The 22,429-nt window shown below is 65.6% G+C and carries 16 protein-coding genes and 1 riboswitch; of the genes, 7 read left to right on the top strand and 9 right to left on the bottom strand.

Annotation, left to right across the window (positions count from 1 at the left end):
• Window positions 1-127: 127 nt before the first annotated feature.
• Entirely contained in the window at window positions 128-880 is a 753-nt protein-coding gene (locus KUV49_RS11665) for a cytochrome c biogenesis CcdA family protein (RefSeq protein WP_222450092.1), read from the bottom strand.
• Window positions 881-985: 105 nt separating this feature from the next.
• On the opposite strand from KUV49_RS11665, the gene KUV49_RS11660 reads away from it, so the two are divergent.
• From KUV49_RS11660 to thiC, 3 genes are all read left to right on the top strand, one after another.
• Window positions 986-1,213 (top strand): sulfurtransferase TusA family protein, encoded by a 228-nt coding sequence (locus KUV49_RS11660; RefSeq protein WP_222450091.1) that lies wholly within the window; start codon window positions 986-988, stop codon window positions 1,211-1,213.
• 197 nt (window positions 1,214-1,410) lie between these two features.
• Window positions 1,411-1,776 carry a phasin family protein gene (locus tag KUV49_RS11655; RefSeq protein WP_222450090.1) on the top strand — a complete coding sequence of 122 codons (366 nt, stop codon included), beginning with the start codon at window positions 1,411-1,413 and terminating at the stop codon, window positions 1,774-1,776.
• A gap of 64 nt (window positions 1,777-1,840) precedes the next feature.
• Window positions 1,841-1,962: riboswitch (TPP riboswitch) on the top strand.
• 107 nt (window positions 1,963-2,069) lie between these two features.
• A complete protein-coding gene (gene thiC, locus KUV49_RS11650) occupies window positions 2,070-3,869 on the top strand; it encodes a phosphomethylpyrimidine synthase ThiC (RefSeq protein ID WP_222450089.1) in 1,800 nt (599 codons plus the stop codon).
• 241 nt (window positions 3,870-4,110) lie between these two features.
• Here thiC and KUV49_RS11645 read toward each other — a convergent pair whose 3' ends face one another.
• The 7 genes from KUV49_RS11645 to purC form a co-directional block, all read right to left on the bottom strand.
• On the bottom strand, window positions 4,111-6,846 hold the full coding sequence (locus KUV49_RS11645) for a ribonuclease E/G (protein ID WP_222450088.1): 2,736 nt from the start codon (window positions 6,844-6,846) through the stop codon (window positions 4,111-4,113).
• A gap of 469 nt (window positions 6,847-7,315) precedes the next feature.
• A complete protein-coding gene (locus KUV49_RS11640; RefSeq protein WP_222450087.1) occupies window positions 7,316-8,071 on the bottom strand; it encodes an SDR family NAD(P)-dependent oxidoreductase in 756 nt (251 codons plus the stop codon).
• 63 nt (window positions 8,072-8,134) lie between these two features.
• A complete protein-coding gene (locus KUV49_RS11635) occupies window positions 8,135-9,469 on the bottom strand; it encodes a sigma-54-dependent transcriptional regulator (RefSeq protein WP_152492296.1) in 1,335 nt (444 codons plus the stop codon).
• A 6-nt stretch (window positions 9,470-9,475) separates the two neighbouring features.
• Window positions 9,476-11,251, bottom strand: coding sequence for an ATP-binding protein (locus KUV49_RS11630; RefSeq protein ID WP_152492295.1), 1,776 nt, complete (start codon window positions 11,249-11,251; stop codon window positions 9,476-9,478).
• A 78-nt stretch (window positions 11,252-11,329) separates the two neighbouring features.
• Window positions 11,330-11,998 (bottom strand): phosphoribosylformylglycinamidine synthase subunit PurQ, encoded by a 669-nt coding sequence (purQ, locus tag KUV49_RS11625; RefSeq protein ID WP_222450086.1) that lies wholly within the window; start codon window positions 11,996-11,998, stop codon window positions 11,330-11,332.
• On the bottom strand, window positions 11,998-12,237 hold the full coding sequence (gene purS / locus KUV49_RS11620; RefSeq protein ID WP_103761394.1) for a phosphoribosylformylglycinamidine synthase subunit PurS: 240 nt from the start codon (window positions 12,235-12,237) through the stop codon (window positions 11,998-12,000). Before purS ends, purQ begins: the two co-directional genes overlap by 1 nt.
• A gap of 15 nt (window positions 12,238-12,252) precedes the next feature.
• Window positions 12,253-13,014: a phosphoribosylaminoimidazolesuccinocarboxamide synthase gene (gene purC / locus KUV49_RS11615; RefSeq protein WP_152492292.1), complete on the bottom strand. Its 762-nt coding sequence runs from the start codon at window positions 13,012-13,014 to the stop codon at window positions 12,253-12,255.
• Window positions 13,015-13,173: 159 nt separating this feature from the next.
• On the opposite strand from purC, the gene KUV49_RS11610 reads away from it, so the two are divergent.
• The 3 genes from KUV49_RS11610 (at window position 13,174) to bmt (ending at window position 16,618) form a co-directional block, all read left to right on the top strand.
• Window positions 13,174-13,488 (top strand): DUF1476 domain-containing protein, encoded by a 315-nt coding sequence (locus KUV49_RS11610; protein WP_222450085.1) that lies wholly within the window; start codon window positions 13,174-13,176, stop codon window positions 13,486-13,488.
• Between the two features lie 161 nt (window positions 13,489-13,649).
• Window positions 13,650-15,563, top strand: a complete 1,914-nt coding sequence (locus tag KUV49_RS11605; RefSeq protein ID WP_222450084.1) for a phosphatidylglycerol lysyltransferase domain-containing protein — start codon at window positions 13,650-13,652, stop codon at window positions 15,561-15,563.
• Window positions 15,564-15,595: 32 nt separating this feature from the next.
• On the top strand, window positions 15,596-16,618 hold the full coding sequence (bmt, locus tag KUV49_RS11600; RefSeq protein ID WP_222450083.1) for a betaine--homocysteine S-methyltransferase: 1,023 nt from the start codon (window positions 15,596-15,598) through the stop codon (window positions 16,616-16,618).
• Window positions 16,619-16,912: 294 nt separating this feature from the next.
• Here bmt and KUV49_RS11595 read toward each other — a convergent pair whose 3' ends face one another.
• Entirely contained in the window at window positions 16,913-19,345 is a 2,433-nt protein-coding gene (locus tag KUV49_RS11595) for an FAD-dependent oxidoreductase (protein WP_222450082.1), read from the bottom strand.
• Between the two features lie 634 nt (window positions 19,346-19,979).
• On the opposite strand from KUV49_RS11595, the gene KUV49_RS11590 reads away from it, so the two are divergent.
• Window positions 19,980-22,397 carry an FAD-dependent oxidoreductase gene (locus tag KUV49_RS11590; protein ID WP_222450081.1) on the top strand — a complete coding sequence of 806 codons (2,418 nt, stop codon included), beginning with the start codon at window positions 19,980-19,982 and terminating at the stop codon, window positions 22,395-22,397.
• The last annotated feature ends 32 nt before the right edge of the window (window positions 22,398-22,429 follow it).

Below are 22,429 nucleotides of genomic sequence, written 5' to 3'. Positions count from 1 at the left end.
TCGAAGTCTTGGGCAAGAGTAAGGCTGTTGTGCGACAGAGGATCCCGGACATGATCCGGGATCTCATGCCGAGGCGCGGCTGGGCGAGGTCCCGGGTCGGGCCCGGGACGGGGGCGGACAGGCGCCCCTAGCCCACCATGGCCAGCGCCGGGAACATCTCGAGCAGCCAGTAGGAGAAGGCGGCGAACCCGCCGGTCAGCATCAGGAGGCCGATGGTCCAGAGCAGGAGCCCCATGATCCGCTCGATCTGCGCCATGTGGCGTTTCATCCAGGCCATGAGGCCGGAAAGGCGCGGCAGGAAGGCGGCCACGAGCAGGAAGGGGATGCCCAGGCCCGCGGCGTAGACCGCGAGCAGGAGCGTGCCGCGGGTGACCGAGGCCTCGGAGGCGGCGAGAGACAGGATCGCGCCCAGCTGCGGCCCGATGCAGGGGGTCCAGCCGAAGGCGAAGGCGAGGCCGAGGATATAGGCGCCGAAACTGGTGCCGCCTTTGTCGCCCACGTCGAGCCGGGCCTCGCGGTCCATGAGGCCGATGCGGAAGATGCCGAGGAAATGCAGGCCGAAGATCATGACGATGAGGCCCGCGGCGGTGTTGAACCAATCTTGGTATTGCAGGAAGGCGCGGCCGAAGGCCGAGGCCGCGAAGCCGAGGAAAAGGAACACGGTCGACAGGCCCAGTACGAAGAAGAGCGCGGGCAGGATCGCCTTGTTCCGCGTGGCGCGGGCGGCTTGCAGGTCAGTGACGGTGACGCCGCTCATGTAGGCGAGGTAAGGCGGCACGATGGGCAGCACACAGGGGCTGAGAAACGAGAAGACGCCGGCCACCAGCGCGATGGCCATGGCGGGGATCAGGGTGGCGTCTATGAGATCGATTCCGAACATGGCCCCCCGTGTATTGCAAAACGAAGGGGGCGTCACGCGACGCAGGGTCACGGGGCGGTCACATCTCGGTGGACAGGCTGTAACGGTTGGATTACCTCCCCAGCCATGAGCGAGACCGAGATCATCGACGCCGTAGGGCTTCTGTGCCCCCTGCCCGTGCTGAAGCTGCGCAAGCGGATGAAGCCGCTGGGCACCGGCGACGTGATCGTGCTGCGGGCGGATGATCCGGCGGCGGTGATCGACGTGCCGCATTTCTGCGCCGAGGCGGGGCATGAGCTGATCGAGACGGTCGAGGACGGGGCGGTGACGCTCTACCGGGTGCGCAAGGGCTGAGGCGCGCGGGGGGTGCGACAACGGCGCGGCCCCCAGCGGCCCGGTTGCGCTGTACCTCGGGCCGGCTACGTCATATAATTGTTACAGTTCCGAATGGCGCGAGGCGCGTGTTTCGGTGTGGTGTGCCAGATCGGACGACATTCCCGCAAGGACCGCGCCACCGCGGCCTTTGCCGAAGCTCGGAAGGAGTGGCGCAGATGGCAAAATCGACGAAAAAGACCACCGAGACCCCGGACGCGACCGACCCGGCCCATGCCGGCATGGTCGCCGCGATGGCCGCGTTCAGCCCCGTGGCCACGACGGCGTGGTTCGACATGATGCAGGAAAGCATGCGCTTTGTGACCGAGCGGCTGGAGAAGGACCTGGAGGCGCAGCGCGCGATGCTGGCCTGCAGGACGCCGCAGGAGCTGATGCAGGCGCAGAGCGACTTCATGCAAAAGGCGTTCACGGACTACACCGAAGAGACGCGACGTATGATGGAGTTGATGGGCGTGGCGTTGAGGGTCGATATCAGGGACACCGCCCCCACGACCCGGCGCAATTTCGACGACGTGCCGGTCTGATACGAAACCCGCCGCAGCTTTTTCCGAATATCCGTTGAAATTACGGCGACGCTTCGCTAGCCTCCCGCTTACGCAGGGGGGTCCCGCCTAGGGGACTGAGAGGCTGACGAGGGCATATGCCCGGTGACGCGACCCTTTGAACCTGACCCAGTTGACACTGGCGTAGGAAGCTAGGATCGCATCCTCGGGCCCGCCCGGGTTGCCGTCCGAAGACGGGGCGCATCGCCCCCGCGTTTCCCCCAAGCCACGACTCATCTGGTGTCTTTTCGAGTAACCGCTTGAGGAGCGCCAAAATGAACGTACCCAATCCCAAGATCACCACGGGCGAGCTGCCCGCGTCGCGCAAGATCTACGTGAACGGCACGCAATACCCCGATATCCGCGTGCCGATGCGCGAGATTTCCGTGCATCCGACGTCCGGCGAAGAGCCCCTGCCCGTCTATGACAGTTCCGGGCCTTACACCGACCCCAACGTGCTGACAGATATCCGCGAGGGTCTGCCGAAGCTGCGGCGTGACTGGATCACCGCGCGCGGTGACGTCGAGCAATACGAGGGCCGCGTGGTGAAGCCCGAGGACAACGGGTTTGTCGAGGGCGACCGGCTGACGCCGGAATTTCCCAACATCGCTGCGCCGCTGCGCGCAAAGGACGGCAAGGCGGTGACGCAGCTGGCCTATGCGCGGGCGGGCATCGTGACGCCGGAGATGGAGTTCATCGCGATCCGCGAGAACCAGATGCGCGAGGCGGTGGCCGAGGCCCGAGACGGCAACGACTGGGGCGCCAGCATTCCCGATGTCGTGACGCCCGAGTTCGTGCGCGACGAGGTGGCGGCAGGCCGGGCGATCATCCCGGCCAACATCAACCACCCCGAGGCTGAGCCGATGATCATCGGGCGCAATTTCCTGGTGAAGATCAACGCCAACATGGGGACCTCCGCCGTGACCTCCTCGATGGAAGAGGAAGTGGACAAGCTGGTCTGGGCGATCCGCTGGGGGGCGGACACGGTGATGGACCTCAGCACCGGGCGCAACATCCACAACACCCGCGAATGGATCATCCGCAATTCCCCCGTGCCGATCGGGACCGTGCCGATCTACCAGGCGCTGGAAAAGGTGAACGGCATTGCCGAGGACCTGACCTGGGAGGTGTTCCGCGACACGCTGATCGAACAGGCGGAACAGGGGGTGGATTATTTCACCATCCACGCCGGCGTGCGCCTGCACATGGTGCCGATGACGGTAGACCGGGTGACGGGCATCGTGTCGCGCGGCGGGTCGATCATGGCCAAGTGGTGCCTGCACCATCACCGCGAGTCGTTCCTCTACGAGCATTTCGAGGAGATCTGCGATATCTGCCGGGCCTATGACGTGTCGTTCTCGCTTGGCGACGGGCTGCGGCCCGGCTCCATCGCGGATGCCAATGACGCGGCGCAGTTTGCCGAGCTGGAGACCTTGGGGGAGCTGACCAGGATTGCCTGGGCCAAGGACTGCCAGGTGATGATCGAGGGGCCGGGCCATGTCGCCATGCACAAGATCAAGGAGAACATGGACAAGCAGCTGGAGTGCTGTCACGAGGCGCCGTTCTATACGCTTGGACCGCTGACCACGGATATCGCGCCGGGCTATGACCACATCACCAGCGGGATCGGCGCGGCGATGATCGGGTGGTTCGGCTGCGCGATGCTGTGCTACGTGACGCCGAAGGAGCATCTGGGGCTGCCGGACCGGGACGATGTGAAGACCGGCGTGATCACCTACAAGATCGCCGCCCATGCCGCCGATTTGGCCAAGGGCCTGCCGGGGGCGCAGCGGCGCGACGATGCGCTGAGCCGCGCGCGATTCGAGTTCCGCTGGGAGGACCAGTTCAACCTGTCGCTGGACCCCGAGACGGCGCGCGAGTTCCACGACCAGACCCTGCCCAAGGAAGCGCACAAGGTGGCGCATTTCTGTTCCATGTGCGGGCCGAAATTCTGCTCGATGCGGATCAGCCACGACATCCGCGCCGAGGCGCAGAAGGAAGGGATGGAGAAGATGGCCGCGAAGTTCCGCGAGGGCGGGGACCTGTACGTGCCGGTGGATGAGGCGGAGGAGTGACGGCTGCCTCAGGCGGCCGTCATCCCGGACTTGATCGGGGATCTCTTTATGCGGAGATCCTCGGGTCGAGCCCGAGGATGACGGCGCGCGGGGGGCAAGCGTCGTCCCGGACTTGAGTCGGGAGCTCTTGCCACGAGAGGTCCCGGGTCAAGCCCGGGACGGGTGGTTCTTGAACGGCCGCGCGCCACAAATAAAAACGCCGGGGTCCTGCCCCGGCGTTTTTCGTTTTGGTCAGAGCAACTTAGCCGCCGAAAGACCACCAGCCCTTGCGCTTGGGCTTGTCATCGTCCGCCGCTTGCGTGGCGGCCTCGCCCGTGTCCGCGGCTTCGGCGGCGACCGGCTCGGGCTTCTTGCGGGTCGAGGTCGAACGCGTGCGCGGTTTCTTGGCAGGCTTGGACTCGGCCTCCGGCTCGGGCGCCGGATCCTGAGCCGCTTCGGCGGCTTCGGGGGCGGGCTCTGCCGCTGTTTCCGGAGCCGCCTCGGGCGTGGGCTCTTCCTTTTTCTTGCTGCGCGAGCGCGGCTTGGGCTTGGGCTTCTCCGCAGGTTTGTCCTCTGGCGCGGCCTCGGCACTCTCTGCCGGGGCGTCGGCCTGCGCGGCCTCTTCCTTGGGGGCGTCGTCGGTCTTTTTCTTGCGGGACCGGCTCACGCGCTTGGGCTTTTCGTCTTTCGGCGTCTCGTCGGAGACCTCTTCGGACGTGGCCGCGACAGGCTCGGCCTCGGACGGTGTGTCGTCCGTCTGCGGCGTGTCCTGACGCTCGGACTGGTCGTTGTCCGACGCGTCGTTGTTGTCGCGGGTTTCACCGTTCTGCCCGTTCTCGCCATTGCCCGACTTGGAGCGCGAGCGCGACCGGCGGCGGCGCCGGCGCTTTTTCTTGGGCTGGCCGTCGCCGCCGTCGTTGCGCCCGTCATTGCCCTCGTTCTCGGGCGCGGGAGGCGCTTCGGCGGGATCGGGCGTCTCGGCCTCCTCGGCGGCGTCGATATCGTCCATCAGAGAGCTGTCGACGGACACCACCGCTGCGGCGGTCTGCTTGACGTTGCGGGTGGCGGTCTTGAATTTCTCGAGCGAGAAATCGGGGCTGACCAGCGCCGGATCGCCCTCGATCCGCACCGACAGGCCATAGCGGCCCTCGATCTGGGCCACGTGCTCGCGCTTCTGGTTCATCAGGAAGTTGGCGATGCCCACGGGGCATTTCACCAGCACCTCGCGGGAGCGGCCACGGGTGCCTTCCTCCTCGATCTGGCGCAGGATGCTGAGCGACATGTTGTCGTCCGAGCGGATCAGGCCGGTGCCGTGGCAGGCGGGGCACGGTTGGGTCGTGGCCTCGATCATGCCGGGGCGCAGGCGCTGGCGGCTCATCTCCATCAGGCCGAAGCCCGAGATGCGGCCCACCTGGATGCGGGCGCGGTCGGTCTTGAGCCGGTCCTTCATGCGCTTTTCGACGGAGGCGTTGTTCTTGCGCTCGTCCATGTCGATGAAGTCGATCACGATCAGCCCTGCAAGGTCGCGCAGGCGCAGCTGGCGGGCCACCTCGTCGGCGGCCTCCAGGTTGGTCTTGAGCGCGGTTTCCTCGATCGAGCCTTCCTTGGTGGCGCGGCCGGAGTTCACGTCGATGGCCACCAGCGCCTCGGTCACGCCGATGACGATGTAGCCGCCCGACTTGAGCTGTACCGTGGGGTTGAACATGCCCGCGAGGTAGCTTTCGACCTGGTAGCGCGCGAAGAGCGGCAGGGTGTCGCCGTATTGCTTCACGTTCTTGGCGTGGGACGGCATGATCATCTTCATGAAGTCCTTGGCGATGCGGTAACCGCGTTCGCCCTCGACATGAACCTCGTCGATATCGCGATTGTAGAGGTCGCGGATCGAGCGTTTGATCAGGTCGCCCTCTTCGTAGATCTTGGCCGGCGCGATGGATTTCAGCGTCAGCTCGCGGATCTGTTCCCACAGGCGTTGCAGGTATTCGTAGTCGCGCTTGATCTCGGACTTGGTGCGCTTGGCGCCCGCGGTGCGCACGATCAGGCCCGCGCCCTTGGGCACGTCGATCTCGTTGGCGATCTCTTTCAGCTTCTTGCGGTCCGTGGCGTTGGTGATCTTGCGGGAGATGCCGCCGCCACGGGCGGTGTTGGGCATCAGGACGCAGTAGCGGCCCGCGAGAGAAAGATAGGTGGTCAGCGCCGCGCCCTTGTTGCCGCGCTCTTCCTTGACGACCTGCACCAGCAGGATCTGGCGGACCTTGATGACCTCCTGGATCTTGTAGCGGCGCGGGCGCGGTTTGCGCGGCGGGCGGATATCCTCGTGGTCGTCGTCATCGGCGACGGATTCGATCGTCTCGTCCTTGGAGGAGGCGTCGGTGCGCTTGTTCTCGTCGTGATCATGGTCATGACCGTGGTCGTGGTCGCCGTTGTCCTCGTCGGCGCCCTCGTCCGTCTCCGAAGTCGCGGCCTCGGCATCGTCGTCGCTGTCGTCGCTGGGTTCCTCGACCGGGGTTTCGGCCACGGTTTCCATGGGCGACAGGCCCTCGTCGTCGTCCGATCCGGCATCATCGAGGTCGATCGTCTCCATTCCCTCGATGTCGGACTTGGCGACCGCGTCGCCATTGTCGGCCTCGGCCGCCTTGGACGACCGCCGCCGGCGGCTGCGCTTGGGCTTGGGTTTTTCGTCTTCCTCGTCGCGCGACTTCATCGCCTCGGCATAGGCGCGTTCCTCTTCCAGGAGCGCCTCGCGATCAGCGACGGGGATCTGGTAATAGTCGGGGTGAATCTCGGAAAAGGCGAGGAAGCCGTGCCGGTTGCCGCCGTAATCGACGAAAGCCGCCTGAAGCGACGGTTCGACCCGTGTGACCTTTGCGAGGTAGATATTGCCAGCTAGCTGGCGCTTGTTCTCCGATTCAAAGTCGAATTCCTCGACCTTGTTTCCGTCGACCACCACGACGCGGGTTTCCTCCGCGTGGGTGGCATCGATAAGCATTTTCTTAGCCATGTATGTCCGTTGCATGACAAAGGCCGCCGCGCCCCGGGGGGTGCGAGCGTGCGTTGGTCATGTCTTTTTCGAGCGATATGCGACGCGCGGCAGGCCCGACCGGATCGGGTCTTGCTGTGGAACATCGATGTTCTCGCGCGCGTCATCGCGGTTCTTCTCCAGGGCTGCGGGACCTCGGCCCCTGCCCCCGTTCATGTGCCGCATCATCCCTTGGAATGTGCCGGCGTCTCGTGGTCCCTGAGGGACCCAATCGGTTGCCTCACCACCCATCTCAGGGTTTGAAGCAGCGAAACTCGGAATTGATCCACAGGGTGGATCGTCATTCCTAAATAAGGGTTTCGTGCGGTAAAAGACAATGGGTAATCTTGCGCCGGCCGCAAATCGCGGCCCGGCGCCGATACACGTTTAGCGAGATTGCCCACAGAGGCGGCATCCCCGCGCCGGTTGCACGGCGCGGGGGCCGCAGGTGTCAGGCCGAGAAGTTCGGTTGGCCGTTCGACGCCGACAGGCCGCCATCCACCGGCAGCACGACGCCGTTGACGAAGACCGCGTCGGCAGAGGCCAGGAACGCGATGACGCTGGCCACCTCCTCGGGCTTGGCGCCGCGGCCCATGGGAATGCGGTCGGTGAAGCGGTCCAGTAGTGCTGCGTCCTCGCGGATGCCCTTGGACATGTCGGTTTCGGTCATCGACGGGGCGACGGCATTGACGCGGATGTCCGGCGCAAGGTCCAGCGCCATGGCGCGGGTCATGTTGCTGACCGCGCCCTTGGAGGCGTTGTAGCCGAACATCTGCCAGTCGCCGCCGAGGCCGGACACCGAGGACGTATTGACGATGCAGGCGCCGTCGGCCTCTTTCAGATGCGGCAGGGCGGCGGTGACGCAATTGAACATGCCGCCGACATTGATGCGCATCTGGGCGTCGAAATCCTCATGGCTGAGTTCGCCCGGCGCGCCGCCGCGCACGATACCGGCGTTGTTCACCAGGCACGTCAGGCCGCCGAACGTGTCGATCGCCGCCTCGACCAGCCGGGCGGCATCGTCGGGCTCCGCCACGTCGCCGGGCGCGATGTGGGTATGGCGCTCGGGCAGGTCCTTGGCGACGTCTTCCAGCTTGTCCCGGGTGCGCCCGTTGAGGACGACATTCCAGCCGTCTTCGGCAAACCGGCGGGCGGTGGCGGCGCCGATGCCGGAGCCGGCCCCGGTGATGATCACGGTGCGGGTCATGCTGCTCTCTCCTTTTGTGTGTTGCAGGAGAAACGCATGGCCGCGGGCCGGGTTCCGGCCGGACTAGAGGTAGTCCGACCGTTGCAGGCCGTATTTCGCCATCTTCTCGTTCAGGGTGCGGCGCGGCAGGCAAAGCTCGTCCATCACGGAGGCGATGGAGCCCTTGTGGCGGCGCATGGTGTTGTCGATCAGCATGCGCTCGAACGCCTCGACATATTCCTTGAGCGGCTTGCCTTCGGTCGTCATCACCGGCTGCATGTCCTGGTGGTCGGACATCAGGAGCGAGGCGATGGTGCCTGAGCCCCGGCGCGATTGCAGCACGGCGCGTTCGGCGATGTTGATCAGCTGGCGGACGTTGCCCGGCCAGGGCGCCTGCAGGAGCTGCGCGGCTTCCTGGGCGGAGACCTGCGGCGCCTCGCAGCCGTAATCGTCGGCGAAGGCGTCGGAGAAGCGGGTGAAGAGGGTCAGGATATCCTCGCCCCGCTGGCGCAGGGGCGGCACGGTGATGCGCAGCGCGCCGAGGCGGTAGAAGAGATCCGAGCGCAGGGCGTCCTCGCAGGTGCGGTCCTGCTCCTGCATGTTGGAGATGGCCACCACGCGGGTTTCGGGCGGCGTGCCTTCCTCGTTGACGAAGGTCAGCAGCTTGGCCTGCGCGGCCTCGCTGAGTTTCTCGATATCCTCCAGCACCAGCGTGCCGCCGCGGGCCTCTTCCACCGCAGGCAGGCGGGTGTCCTCGGGCTGCATCGGGCCGAAGAGGCGCTTCATCAGGGCGTCTTCCTCCAGCGCCGAGCAGGAGATCAGGACGAATTTCTTGCCCGCGCGCGCGCCCACGGCGTGCAGGGCGTGGGCCACGAGGGTCTTGCCGGTGCCGGTCTCGCCCTCGATCAGGACATGGCCGTCGGCCTGGCCCAGGTCGAGGATGTCCTCCTTGAGGCGTTCCATCACCGGCGAGGCTCCGATGAGTTTCTTCATCAACTGGCCGCCATCGGACAGCTCGCGGCGCAGCGCGCGGCTGTCGAGCACCATGCGGCGGGCGTTGGTGGCGCGCTTGGCCAGCTCGTTCATCCGGTCGGGGTTGAACGGCTTTTCCAGGAAATCGTAGGCCCCCACGCGCATCGCCTCGACCGCCATGGGCACGTCGCCGTGGCCGGTGATCATGATGACGGGCAGCGAACTGTCGGTGCCCATGAGCTTTTTCAGGAACTGCATCCCGTCCATGCCGGGCATCTTGATGTCGGTGACGACGATGCCGGGGTAATCGGGCCCAAGGACCTTGAGCGCCTCCTCGGCGGAGGGGAATGCCTCGGTGTCGTACCCCGAAAGCGCCAGCCATTGGCTGATCGATTGGCGCATGTCCTTTTCGTCGTCGATGATGGCGATCTTCATGGCGGTCGGCATATCCTTCTACTCCGCTGCTCTGGTCTCATCGGGCTGAGAGTCTTCACTTAATATGGGCAGCTGCATTTCGAATACAGCCCCACCGATCGTGGCATTGCGTGCCGTGAGCCGGCCGCCAAGGTCGTTGACGATGCCCGAGGAAATGGCAAGCCCCAAGCCGACACCGTCGCCGGGCTCCTTGGTGGTGTAGAACGGCTCGAACAGGTTCTCGATATCGGCGATGCCCGAGCCGTTGTCGCGCACGGTGAGCACGGCGGTCTCGCCCGCGGCCAGCAGCACATCGATGCGCGGCTCGGAGGCGTTTTGAGTGGCGTCCATGGCGTTGCGCAGCAGGTTGATGATGACCTGCTCGATGCGCACCCGGTCGCCCATGACCCAGACCGGGTCTTCGGGCAGGGTGCGGGTGATGTCGACCTTGCGTTCACGCAGCTGCGGCTCCATCAGGGCCAGCGCGGAATAGATCGCATCGCCCATGTTTACTGGCTGAAACTGGTTCGCGTCGCGCCGGGCGTAGGACTTGAGCTGCTTGGTGATCGCGCCCATCCGCTCGATCAGGTCGTCGATGCGCTGGAACGAGCTGACGGCCTCGTCGGGGCGGTTGCGCGACAGCAGAAGGCGGGCGCCGGCGAGGTAGGTCTTCATCGCCGCCAGCGGCTGGTTCAGCTCGTGGGAAACGGCCGCCGACATCTCGCCCAGCACGGCCAGTTTCGAGCTTTGCTGGAGGGTCTGTTCGGCCACGGCGAGGTTCTCCTGCACCCGTTGGCGTTCGGCGATTTCCCGCTGCAGCCGCGCGTTCAATGCGCGAAGCTCCGCCGACTCGCGCTGGAAGAGCGAGGCGCGCGCCGCCGTCTTGCGGTTGAGAAAGTAGAAGGCGAGCGCCAGAAGGATGGCGAAGACCATGATTTCGAGCGCCAGGACGCCGTTCACCTTGTCACGGACCGAGGCATAGGTGGTGAACGAGGCGATGCGCCAGCCCCGGAAGGCCACCCTGCCCTCGACCCGCATCACCGCCTCGCCCTCGACATAGGCGTCGGGCGGCAGGCTGGACCAGTCGGTGGTGGCCTGGATGGCGCGGAAGATCGCGGAACTGGGCGGCTCGCGCGTCAGCGCCGCCTGCTCGGTCAGGCCGCGCCAGCGCGGTTCGGTCGCCAGGATGATGCGGCCTTGCGAGTCGGTGACCAGCACGGCGTCGGAAATGCCCGCCCAGGCGCGTTCGAACTTCTGCAGATTGATCTCGACCACGATCATGCCCGCGAGCGTCTGGTTGCTGTCGACGCGGCGCGAATAGAAAAAGCGGAAGGCGCCGGTTTCGTCCTGCACGATGGTGAAGATGTTGTCGCGGCTGCGCAGGGTGTCGACGAAGTAAGGCGCGTCGCGCGCGGATTGCCCGATGCGGGCGCGGTCGGTGGCGGCCACCACCCGGCCGTCGGCATCCAGCAGCGTCAGCGAGGCGGCTTCGATCTCTTCGTTGAAGGTGATAAGCCGTTGGGACGATTGAGTAAAGTTTCCCGCGTCAAGCGCGCTGATCAACGCGGGGTCGCGGGCCAGCAGCTGCGGCACGATGGCATTCTGGCGCAGCTCGGACAGCAGGTTGCCGGAGTAGAGCGCCAGGCGCAGCTCGGCCCGGTTGCGGGTGTTCTCGGTAAAGCGGTCGGTCAGCAGGCTGTTGGTGACGGCGACGACCCCGATGGCGAGCGCCACCAGCGTCAACAGCGCCAGACGCGCCCGCCAGCCCAGCGTGCGCCCGTTCCTGTCCTCGCTTGAAAAGAAGCCCGTGGCCATGCCTCAGATTACGCTGTCGCCAAGGCCGGAACAAGGGCGGTCGACGGCGCCTTTGGCAGGTTGCCGCCGGCGCGGCGCTCAGGCCGTCTCGAGGCTGCCGACAAGGCCGGAAAAGAGCGTCGCGCCCTCGGTGTTGCCGTGGGTTTCCTCGGCCATCCGCTCGGGGTGCGGCATCATCCCGAGCACGCGGCGGTTTTCCGACAGGATGCCGGCGATGTCCTGCTGTGAGCCGTTGGGATTTTCGACGTACCGGAAGGCGACGCGATCCTCGTCGTTGAGCCGCGCGAGCGTGCCGTCATCGGCGTAGTAATTGCCGTCGTGATGCGCGATCGGGATGGTGATCGTGGTGCCTGCGTTATAGCCCGAGGTATAGGCGGACTTCGAGGTTTCCACTTTCAGATCAAGGGCTTTGCAGACATACTTCAGGCCCGAATTGCGCAGAAGAACCCCCGGCAGCAAGCCAGTTTCGGTCAGCACCTGGAAGCCGTTGCAGATGCCCAGGACGTAACCGCCCTTCTCCGCGTGCGCCTTCACCGACTGGCAGATCGGCGAGTTGGCCGCGATCGCGCCGCAGCGCAGGTAGTCGCCGAAGGAAAAGCCGCCCGGCACGCCGATCACGTCGACCCCTGCGGGCATCTCGGTGTCCTTGTGCCAGACCATCGAGACCTTTGCGCCCGCGGTCTCGAACGCGACCTTCATGTCACGGTCGCAGTTGGAGCCGGGAAAGACGATGACCGCGGCGTGCATCAGGCGATCTCCACCGAATAGGATTCGATCACCGTGTTCGCCAGCAGCTTTTCGCACATCGCCGTGACGGTCTCTTTCGCCTTGCCGGGATCGGTCTCGGTCAGGTCCAGTTCGATGATCTTGCCCTGGCGCACGCCCTCGACCCCGTCGAAGCCCAGCGACCCGAGCGCATGGCGCACCGCCTCGCCCTGCGGGTCGAGAACTCCGTTTTTCAGCATGACGTGTACGCGGGCTTTCATGTGGTCGGAGTCCTTTTAGTTGATCAGCGTCGGTTTGGTCACGGGCGGGTTGGTCTTGGGCATGACGCCCAGCCGCTTGGCCACCTCGGTATAGGCGTCGGTGAGGCTGCCGAGGTCGCGGCGGAAGACGTCCTTGTCGAGCTTCTGGCCGGTCTCGATGTCCCACAGGCGGCAGCTGTCGGGCGAGATCTCGTCGGCCACGATCAGGCGCATGAAATCGCCGTCATAGACGCGGCCGATCTCGATCTTGAAATCCACCAGCTTGATGCCGACGCCGTACATGACCCCGGCGAGGAAATCGTTCACGCGCAGGGCGAGCGACAGGATATCGTCCATGTCCTGCTGCGTGGCCCAGCCGAAGGCGGCGATATGTTCCTCGGTCACGAGCGGATCGCCCAGGGCGTCGTCCTTGAGGCAGTATTCCACGATCGGACGGGGCAGCTGCGTGCCCTCGTCCATGCCCAGCCGCTTGGCCATCGAGCCGGCGGCATAGTTGCGCACGATCACCTCGAGCGGGATGATCTCGCAGGCGCGCACGAGCTGCTCGCGCATGTTGATGCGCTTGAGGAAGTGGTTGGGAATGCCGACATTGGTCAGGCCGGTCATGAAGTATTCCGAGAGCATGTTGTTGAGCACGCCCTTGCCTTCGATCACATCGCGTTTTTCCGCGTTGAAGGCGGTGGCGTCGTCCTTGAAATACTGCACGATCGTGCCCGGTTCGGGGCCTTCGAACAGGGTTTTCGCCTTGCCTTCGTAGATTTTCTTGCGCCGCGCCATGGGCTCTCTTTCATCTGGGGCCGCGACAAGGGACTCGCGGCATCTGGCGTTCTCATAGTCTATGCGGCGAAATGGGGCAAGGCGGCCTTATGCCCTTGCGTCTTTGTGGCCGTGCGGCCATATCTGGGACGACTGAAATACCTGCCCGGGGAGAGCCTGATGAGCACCTTCGACGATCGTGAAAACGCGTTTGAGAACAAGTATGCCCACGACGAGGAAATGAAATTCAAGGCCGAGGCGCGGCGCAACAAGCTGTTGGGGCTGTGGGCCGCTGAAATCCTCGGCAAGACCGGCTCTGATGCGGATGCCTATGCCAAGGAGGTCGTGCTGTCGGATTTCGAGGAAGCCGGGCACGAGGACGTGGTGCGCAAGGTCGCGGGCGACCTGGGCGACATGGCCGATACCGACACGATCCGCTCGAAGATGGACGAGCTGCTGCGCGTGGCGCAGGAACAGCTGATGAAGGAAACCTGACGGCGCGTGGGTTTCACCCACCCTACGCGGGCGACGGCCGGGCCGCAAAGGTCCGGCAAGACCCGGCGCGGTGCGGGATTTGCATTCAATTTGACACGTTAAACCGGCGGTAACGCCGTGGCCTTACCCTGTGCCGAAATGGGCCAGGGAAGGATCTGAACATGACAACACCGGGGCTGCACGTCGCGCTGCCCGGCGCCGGAGGCTGGGTGCGGGTGGCCGCGCCGTTCGGCCTGGGCGCGATCTGCATCTGGATCCTTGCGGGCCAGGTCGAGGACGGCGCCTTCGCCGGGCTGGGGGCTGTCATGGCGCAGTTGTCGGCCTGGCAGTGGCTCGGGGCCCTGCTGGCCACCGCCGCGAGTTTCGCCGCGCTGGGCCAGTATGACGTGATATTGCACCGGCACCTGCGAACGGATCTTCCCTCGGCACAGGCACGGATCAGCGGCGCCGCCGCGATTGCCATCGGTCAGACCGTGGGCCTGGGCGTGATTTCGGGCGCGCTGGTGCGCTGGCGCCTGTTGCCCGGGCTGAGCCTGGTCCAGGCGACGAAGCTGGCCACCGGCGTCGCGGTGACATTCCTGATCGGGCTCTGCTTTGCGTTGGGGCTGGCCGCGCTTTTCACGCCCCGGGGGCTCTTTCCGCCCGCCCTGCCCGCCCTCCTGCTTTTGGTGTTCGGTGTCAGCGGGATACTGGTCTTTCTTCACCCGCGTATCCGGCTGAAGGCGCTGACCCTGCGGATGCCCAGCCTGTGTGCGCTGGGGGCAATTGCCGGGTTGACGCTGATCGACACGCTGGGTGCGGCGCTGGCGCTGTGGTGCCTGATGCCGGACGGCATGGCGGTCTCGTTCGCGGCGCTGCTGCCGATCTACATGATCGCGCTCGGCGCGGCGCTCCTGAGCGGCACGCCCGGCGGGCTGGGGCCGTTCGAACTGGTGCTGGTGGCGCTGTTGCCGCAGGTTCCGGACACCGAGTTGCTCTGTGCCATCGTCGCGTTCCGGCTGGTCTATTACGCGTTGCCGGCGGTGCTGGCGGGGGCGCTGTTGATGCGGCCGCTGCGGGCCGGAGCCCGGCCCGGCACGATACGCCGCCCGTTGAGCGAGACCGACCTGAGCGGGCCGTGCATGGCAGAGGCGGGCCTGTGCCGCCAGAGCGGTGCGGAAATCGTGGCGCTCGGCACGGTGCGGCTGCCGGTGATCCGCCCGGGCCAGACGCTGTGCCTGCTGTTCGGTCCGCTTGCCGCCCCCGGGGCCGCCGGATTGCGCAACGCGCTGACCCTTTTGCGACGCCATGCCGGTCAGGAATCGCTCGTCCCCCTGGTCTACAAGGCCGATGCGAGGCTGGCCGCCACGGCACGGCGGTTGGGATGGCGGGCGCTGCATGTCGCCGACGACATGGTGTTGCACCCGGCCGGGTTCCGCCCCGAGGGCCGCGCCTATCGTCAGCTGCGCCGCAAGCTGCGCCGGGCCGACCAGGCCGGGGTGAGCGTGGCGCGCGGCGCCCGCCTGCCCTGGGCCGCGATGCGCGAGACGGATGCGGCCTGGCAAGCGCGCCAAGGCACGGCCCGCGGCATGACGATGGGCCGCTTCTGCCCGGTCTACCTGAGCCACCAGGCGGTGTTCGTCGCGCGCCGGAACGGTCGCGTCATCGGCTTTGCCAGCTTCCATACCGGACGGCGCGACTGGTGCCTGGACCTGATGCGCACGGGCGACGATGCGCCCGAGGGCACCATGCACGCGCTGGTCACCGCCGGCATCGCCGCCGCCCGCGAGGCCGGCGTCGCACAGCTGTCGCTGGCGGCCCTGCCCCCGGAAACCGGCCCCGTGGCGCGCCTGGCCGCCCGGTTCGCGCCTTCGTCCGGCCTGGCCCAGTTCAAGGCCAGCTTCGGCGCGATCCGCGTGCCGCGCTACGCCCTTGCCCGCAGCCGTGCGGGCCTGTGGCTGGGCCTGCTGGACCTCTGGCTGGCGATACGGCGGCCCGCGTCCCGCTCGGACCAGGCCGTGGCGCCTGCGGCCGATGGTATCCCGGCTCAGGATGATGATGAGGATTTTGGGTTTGCGCAGGCAACGAATGTGTGAGATTCCCTGCGCGAGACCACAAAGGGCTGCGCATGACCAACGCATTGAGCAAGATGATCGCCGAGCGGGACTGGATCCTTGCCGACGGGGCAACGGGCACCAATCTCTTCAATATGGGGCTCGGCTCCGGCGATGCGCCGGAGATGTGGAATGTCGAGCATCCGGACCGGATCACCCGGCTTTACTCCGAGGCGGTGGACGCGGGCAGTGACCTCTTCCTGACCAATTCCTTCGGCGGCAACGCCGCCCGCCTGAAGCTGCACGGTGCCGAAAAACGCGCCCGCGAGTTGAGCCGCATCTCCGCCGAAATCGGCCGCGAGGTGGCGGACAGGCGTGACCGTCCGGTGATCGTGGCAGGCTCGGTCGGCCCCACCGGCGAGATCATGGCGCCGATGGGCAAGCTGACCCACGAGCTTGCGGTGGAGATCTTTCACGAACAGGCCGACGGCCTGAAGGAAGGCGGCGCCGACGTGCTGTGGCTGGAGACCATCAGCGCCCCGGAAGAATACAAGGCCGCGGCGGAAGCGTTCAAGCTGGCCGACATGCCCTGGTGCGGCACGATGAGCTTTGACACCGCGGGGCGCACGATGATGGGCCTGACCTCGGCCGACATGGCGACGATGGTCGAAAAGCTGGACCACAAGCCGCTGGCCTTCGGGGCCAATTGCGGCGTGGGCGCATCGGACCTGATGCGCACGGTGCTGGGATTCGTGGCCCAGGGCACCGATCGCCCGATCGTGGCCAAGGGCAATGCGGGCATCCCGAAATACGTGGACGGGCATATTCATTATGACGGCACGCCGGAGCTAATGGCGGAATACGCGGTGCTGGCCCGCGACGCCGGCGCGACCATTATCGGCGGCTGCTGCGGCACGATGCCCGAGCACCTGTCGAAGATGCGCGAGGCGTTGGAGACGCGCCCGCGCGGCGCGCGCCCGACGCTGGAACAGATCACCGAGGCGCTGGGGGCTTTTTCGTCCGACGTGGACGGCACCGAAGGCGACAGCGGCGACACGCCCCGCCCGGCGCGGCGCAACCGGCGGCGGCGCGGCTAAGCGGCAACGCGGCTTCGGGCCGGAGCTTCCCGGGCGTAGGGTGGGTGAAAACCCACGCCGGTCGGCGATCAAGCCCCGCGCCTGTTGCCCCGAGGGCGTCGCACGGGCGCGGCATCCCGACAATGCGCCATGCCGAAGGTTCTCCGTCAGCCCCGGACGAACCGCGTGCAGGAGACCCGCTGAACCGTTGCGCATGACACCCGCGCCGGTTCCCTCGCCCGCGGGACGACAGGCGTCAACCACCTGCGCCAGGCCAGGTTGGAAAACCCCCGACCGGCGCAGGCAATCCGCGTTTCAGGCGCGCAGCTTTTCGCCCTTGGGATCGAACGGCGGCTCGTGCAGGATGCGGGCCTTGTGCGGACGGCCCAGCACCATGACCTGCACGTCGTCGCCGGGTTTGACCGTGCCGGACCTGACGTAACCGAGGGCAAGGCTCATACCCACCGTGTAGCCGTAGGTGCCCGAGGTGACGCGGCCCACGGGGTTGCCGTCCGCATCCCGGATCGGCTCGCCGCCCGTGGCGTCGGCGTTGGAGGCGGTGACATCCTCTTCGGCGATATGGATCAGCACCAGTTCCTCGCGGGTGGGTTCGGCCATGGCCTTTTCCGCGGCCGCCTTGTTGAGGAAGTCCTTGTCCATCTTGCAGAGCGGTTTGAAGCCGACCTCATGCGGAAAGTACTCGGGGCTGTATTCGCGGCTCCACGAGCCATAGCCCTTTTCGACCCGCATCGACATGAGCGCGCGCGCGCCCACGGGGCCTGCGTTGAAGTCCTTGCCGGCCTCCAGCAGGGCCTTGTAGAGTTTTTCCTGGTCCTCGGTCTTGCAGTGCAACTCCCAGCCCAGGTCGCCGGTGAAGCTGACCCTGAGGGCGAGGCAACGGACGCCCGCAATGTCGATCATCTTGGAGCGCATGAAGGGGAAATCCTCGGTTGCGAGGCTTTCGTTGGTCAGGCGCTGCAGCATCTCGCGCGATTTCGGCCCGGCGACGTTGAAGCCGCACATGGCCTCGGTCCTGGTCTCGAAGGTGGTGCCCTCGGGCAGCGGGACCATGTCAAAGAAGCGCTTGTGATAGCGTTCAGCCATGCCCGACGAGACGACCCAGAATTCATCCTCGGCCACGCGCGTGACGGTGGCGTCGCCCGCGATGCCGCCGCGCACACCGATGAGCGGCGTGAGGCAGGAGCGACCGACGGATTTGGGCATCCGGTTGGCGAAGACGGCATTGAGCCACTCCTCGGCCCCCGGCCCCTTGACGTGGTACTTGGCGAAGTTGGAGATATCGATGATGCCCGCGCGGTCGCGCAGCATCCTGCATTCCTCGCCCACGGGCGCCCACCAGTTCTGGCGGATGAACCCGTTGGTGTCCTTTGTACCGGGAGTGTCCCCGAACCATTGCGGGTGTTCCCAGCCGTAGTTCAGGCCGAAGACCGCGCCCATCTCTTTCTGCATTTCGTAGACGGGGCGTGTCCGCAGGGGGCGGCCCGCCGCGCGTTCCTCGTTGGGGTAATGGATGGCGAAGCGGTGGGCATAGACATCCTCGACCTTCGCCTTGACGAATTTGCGGTCGTTGGCCCAGAGGCCGAAGCGCGCGATGTCCCAGGCGAACATGTCGTATTTCATCTCGCCCTCGACGATCCACTGGCTGACCATCAGGCCCATGCCGGCGGATTGCGAAAAACCGGGGATGATGCCGCCGACCATGAAGTAGTTCTTCAGCTCCGGCACCGGGCCAAGGATCACGTTGCTGTCGGGCGACCAGATCATCGGGCCGTTGATGACCCGCTTGATCCCCGCCTCGGCGGCGACCGGGACGCGGTCCATCGCGCGCATCACGTTTTCCATGATGCGTTCAAGGTCGTCGGGGAAGAGGTCATGCGCGAAGTCGAGCGGCGTGCCGTCCTCGGCCCAGAAGCGCATGTCGCGCTCGTAGGCGCCGATGAGCAGGCCCTTGCCCTCCTGCCGCAGGTAGTATTCGCCGTCGCGGTCGGCGACGGAGGGAAGGCGGCGGTCCATGCCGTCGATTTCGGGAATCGTCTCGGTCACGAAATACTGGTGCTCGGTGGGTTGCAGCGGCACCTCGATGCCCGCCATTTTCGCCACTTCGCGGCCCCAGAGACCAGCGCAGTTGATGACCCATTGCGTGTGGATTTCGCCCTTGGGTGTCTCGACCACCCACGTGCCATCGGGTTGCGGGATCGTGGCTGTGACAGGCGTGAAGCGGTGGATCTCCGCGCCGCGCTGGCGGGCGCCCACGGCATAGGCGTTGGTCACGCCGGACGGGTCGACATTGCCGCCGTCGGGTTCCCACATGATGCAGCGGATGCCGTCAAAATTGACCAGCGGGTGCTTTTCCTCGGCCTCTTCGCGGGTGATCTCATGGAAATTCATGCCGTAAAGCTGCGCCTTGGCGGCCTGCAGTTTCAGCTGGTGCTCGCGATTTTCGGTCTGCGCGAGGTAGAGCGAGCCGGGCTGGAAGACGCCGCAGCTTTGGCCGGTTTCCTCTTCCAGGCTGTTGTAGAGGTTCATCGTGTAATGCTGCAGGCGGCTGATATTGGCGCTGTCATGCAGGCCGTGGATGTTGGCCGCCGCGTGCCAGGTCGAACCGGAGGTCAGCTCGTCACGCTCGAGCAGGACGACATCGGTCCATCCCAGCTTGGTCAGGTGGTAGAGCACCGAGCATCCGATAACGCCGCCTCCGATGACAACGGCCTGTGCGTGAGTTTTCATGTTGCTTCCCATTTCGCTGTTTGGCGGCACACTGCCCCAGCGGGGCCGCGCGCGTGTGTCGGTTCCCGACATCATCGGTCGTGTGGAGGCATTTTGCCCTGTCGTTTCCGACAGGGGGTTTCAGTTTGCGTCAGGGGACTAAAGTCGGGCGTATGTTACCCGTCGCAGGCACATCCCACGCCTTTGTGGCAGTTCTTCTCGCGACTGATGCAACTGTTGCCGCAGGCCTTGCCTTTTCGGCATGTCTTGCAGCAGGCGGCGCGAATGATCCTGTCTTTCCCCAGCGCAAAGATACGGTCGGAGGGACTTGGCACTTCGCCGGTTGGCAAGGATACAGGCGCGGCCTGAACAAATGAGGTTGAGGCTACCAAAAGAGAAGCAATGACTAATGATTTGAAATGCATGAGAAATCCTTTGAATGCAGGAAATCTAGCGAAAAATTAACGTTTTGTTAACAGATTATTTTGCCGATCGGATCAGGCCGCGTATCCGGCCCTGTCACCGCCGGTCAATTGACCGTCTCTGGCAGGTGTCGCGTGCGTCTTCTCTTTGCGACAAAACCCGTCGCAAACGGACATGCCGTCCGGCAGCAGTCATACAGTCTGGTCACAACAGCGGACAAAAAGGAATCCCCATGCAAACCACCACCCGAGTGGCCGTGATCGGCGGCGGCGTTGTCGGATGCAGCGTGCTTTACCACCTGACGAAACTGGGCTGGTCGGACGTGATGCTGATCGAACGCTCGGACCTGACCTCTGGGTCCACGTGGCATGCCGCCGGGGGCTTTCATACGCTCAACGGCGATACCAACATGGCCGCGCTTCAGGGCTATACGATCAAGCTTTACAAGGAGTTGGAGGAAATCACCGGCATGTCCTGCGGGCTGCATCACGTGGGGGGCGTGACGCTCGCGGACAACAAGGACCGCTTCGACATGCTGCTCGCCGAGCGGGCCAAGCATCGCTACATGGGGCTGGAGACCGAGATCGTCGGCCCCGAGGAGGTGCGCAGGATCGCGCCGGTGACCAACACCGACGGCATCATCGGGGCGCTTTACGACCCGTTGGACGGCCACCTCGACCCCTCGGGCACCACCCACGCCTATGCCAAGGCCGCGCGCATGGGCGGGGCCACGATAGAGACGCATTGCAAGGTATTGGAAACTAACCAGAAACCGGATGGCACGTGGGAGGTGGTGACCGAGAAAGGCACGATCCTGGCCGAGCATGTGGTCAACGCAGGCGGTCTCTGGGCGCGCGAAGTGGGCGCCATGGCGGGCGTCTACGTGCCGATCTACCCGATGGAGCACCAGTACCTGGTGACCGAGGAAGTGCCCGAGATTGCCGCCATCATCGACGCGGGCGGAGAGCACCCGCATGTGATGGACCCCGCCGGCGAAAGCTATCTGCGGCAGGAGGGGCGCGGGCTTTGCATCGGCTTCTACGAGCAGCCCTGCCGCGCCTGGGCGGTGGACGGCACGCCGTGGGAGTTTGGCCATGAACTGTTGCCCGATGACTTTGACAAGATCGAGCACTCCATTGATTTCGCTTACAAACGTTTCCCCGCGCTGGAACGTGCCGGGGTGAAGTCGGTCATTCACGGACCGTTCACCTTTGCGCCGGACGGCAACCCGCTGGTCGGCCCCGTGCCGGGCCTGCGCAACTACTGGTCGGCCTGCGGCGTGATGGCGGGGTTCAGCCAGGGTGGCGGCGTGGGCCTGATGCTGGCGCAGTGGATGGTCGAGGGGGAATGCGAGCGGGACGTGAGCGCGATGGACGTGGCGCGTTATGGCGACTGGATCACGCCCGGCTACACCCTGCCCAAGGTGATCGAGAACTACCAGAAGCGGTTTTCCGTCAGCTATCCGAACGAGGAACTGCCCGCCGCGCGCCCGTTCCGCACGACGCCGATGTACGACATTTTCGATCGCATGGGCGCGGTCTGGGGGCACCAGTTCGGGCTGGAGGTGGTGAATTTTTTCGCGACAGGTGACGAGCCGCGCTTCGAGACGCCGAGTTTCCGGCGGTCGAACGCCTGGGAGGCCACGGCGCGCGAGGTGAAGGCCGTGCGCGAAGGCGTTGGAATCAATGAGGTTCACAATTTCGGCAAGTACCTGGTGACCGGCCCCGGCGCGCGCGACTGGCTGGACCGGATCATGGCCGGGCGCATCCCCAAACCGGGGCGGATCAGCCTGACGCCGATGCTGTCGCGTGCGGGGCGTCTGATCGGCGATTTCACCGTCTCTTGCCTGTCGGACGAGGCATTTCAGCTGACCGCCTCCTATGGCGCGCAGGCCTATCACATGCGGTGGTTCGAGCAGAACGCGGGGACGGGTGTGACGGTCGCGAATATCTCGGACCGGCTGAACGGGTTCCAGATCGCGGGGCCGAAATCGCGCGACCTGCTGGCGGCCTGCACGCGGGCGGATATCTCGGACATGGCGTTCATGGATCTGCGGCAGATCACCGTGGGCATGGTCGATTGCCTGGTGCAGCGGGTCAGCTATACCGGCGACCTGGGCTTCGAGATCTATTGCGATCCGATGGCACAGCGGGCGCTGTGGGATGAATTGTGGCGCAAGGGCAAGGGCTTCGACCTGAAACCTTTCGGGATGCGGGCGATGATGTCGCTGCGGCTGGACCGCTTCTTCGGCTCGTGGCTGTCGGAGTTTTCGCCCGATTACACGCCGGGCGAGACCGGGATGGATCGCTTCATCAGCTTCAGGAAAAACGCCGATTTCATCGGGCGGGCTGCGGCCGAGGCAGAGCGGGCCGAAGGCGCCAAGCGAGCGCTGGTGGCGTTCGAGGTGGAGGCCACGGATGCGGATGTGAACGGGTATGAACCTGTCTGGATCGACCGGACCGTGCAGGGCTTCTGCACCTCTGGCGGCTATTCGCACCACGCCGGGAAATCCGTCGCGCTGGCGCTGATTCCGGTCGAACACGCCCAGCCGGGCCTGCAGGCCGAGATCGAGATCCTGGGCGAGATGTGCGCCGCAAAGCTGCTGACGGAGCATCTGTTTGACCCTGACATGAGCCGGATGCGAGGGTAGTTTCGGGATCATCAGCGAAAGGCCCGGAAGAC

Source organism: Roseovarius atlanticus (assembly GCF_019802205.1).
GTDB lineage: Bacteria > Pseudomonadota > Alphaproteobacteria > Rhodobacterales > Rhodobacteraceae > Roseovarius > Roseovarius atlanticus_A.
This window is presented reverse-complemented; position numbering and strand designations above follow the sequence as displayed.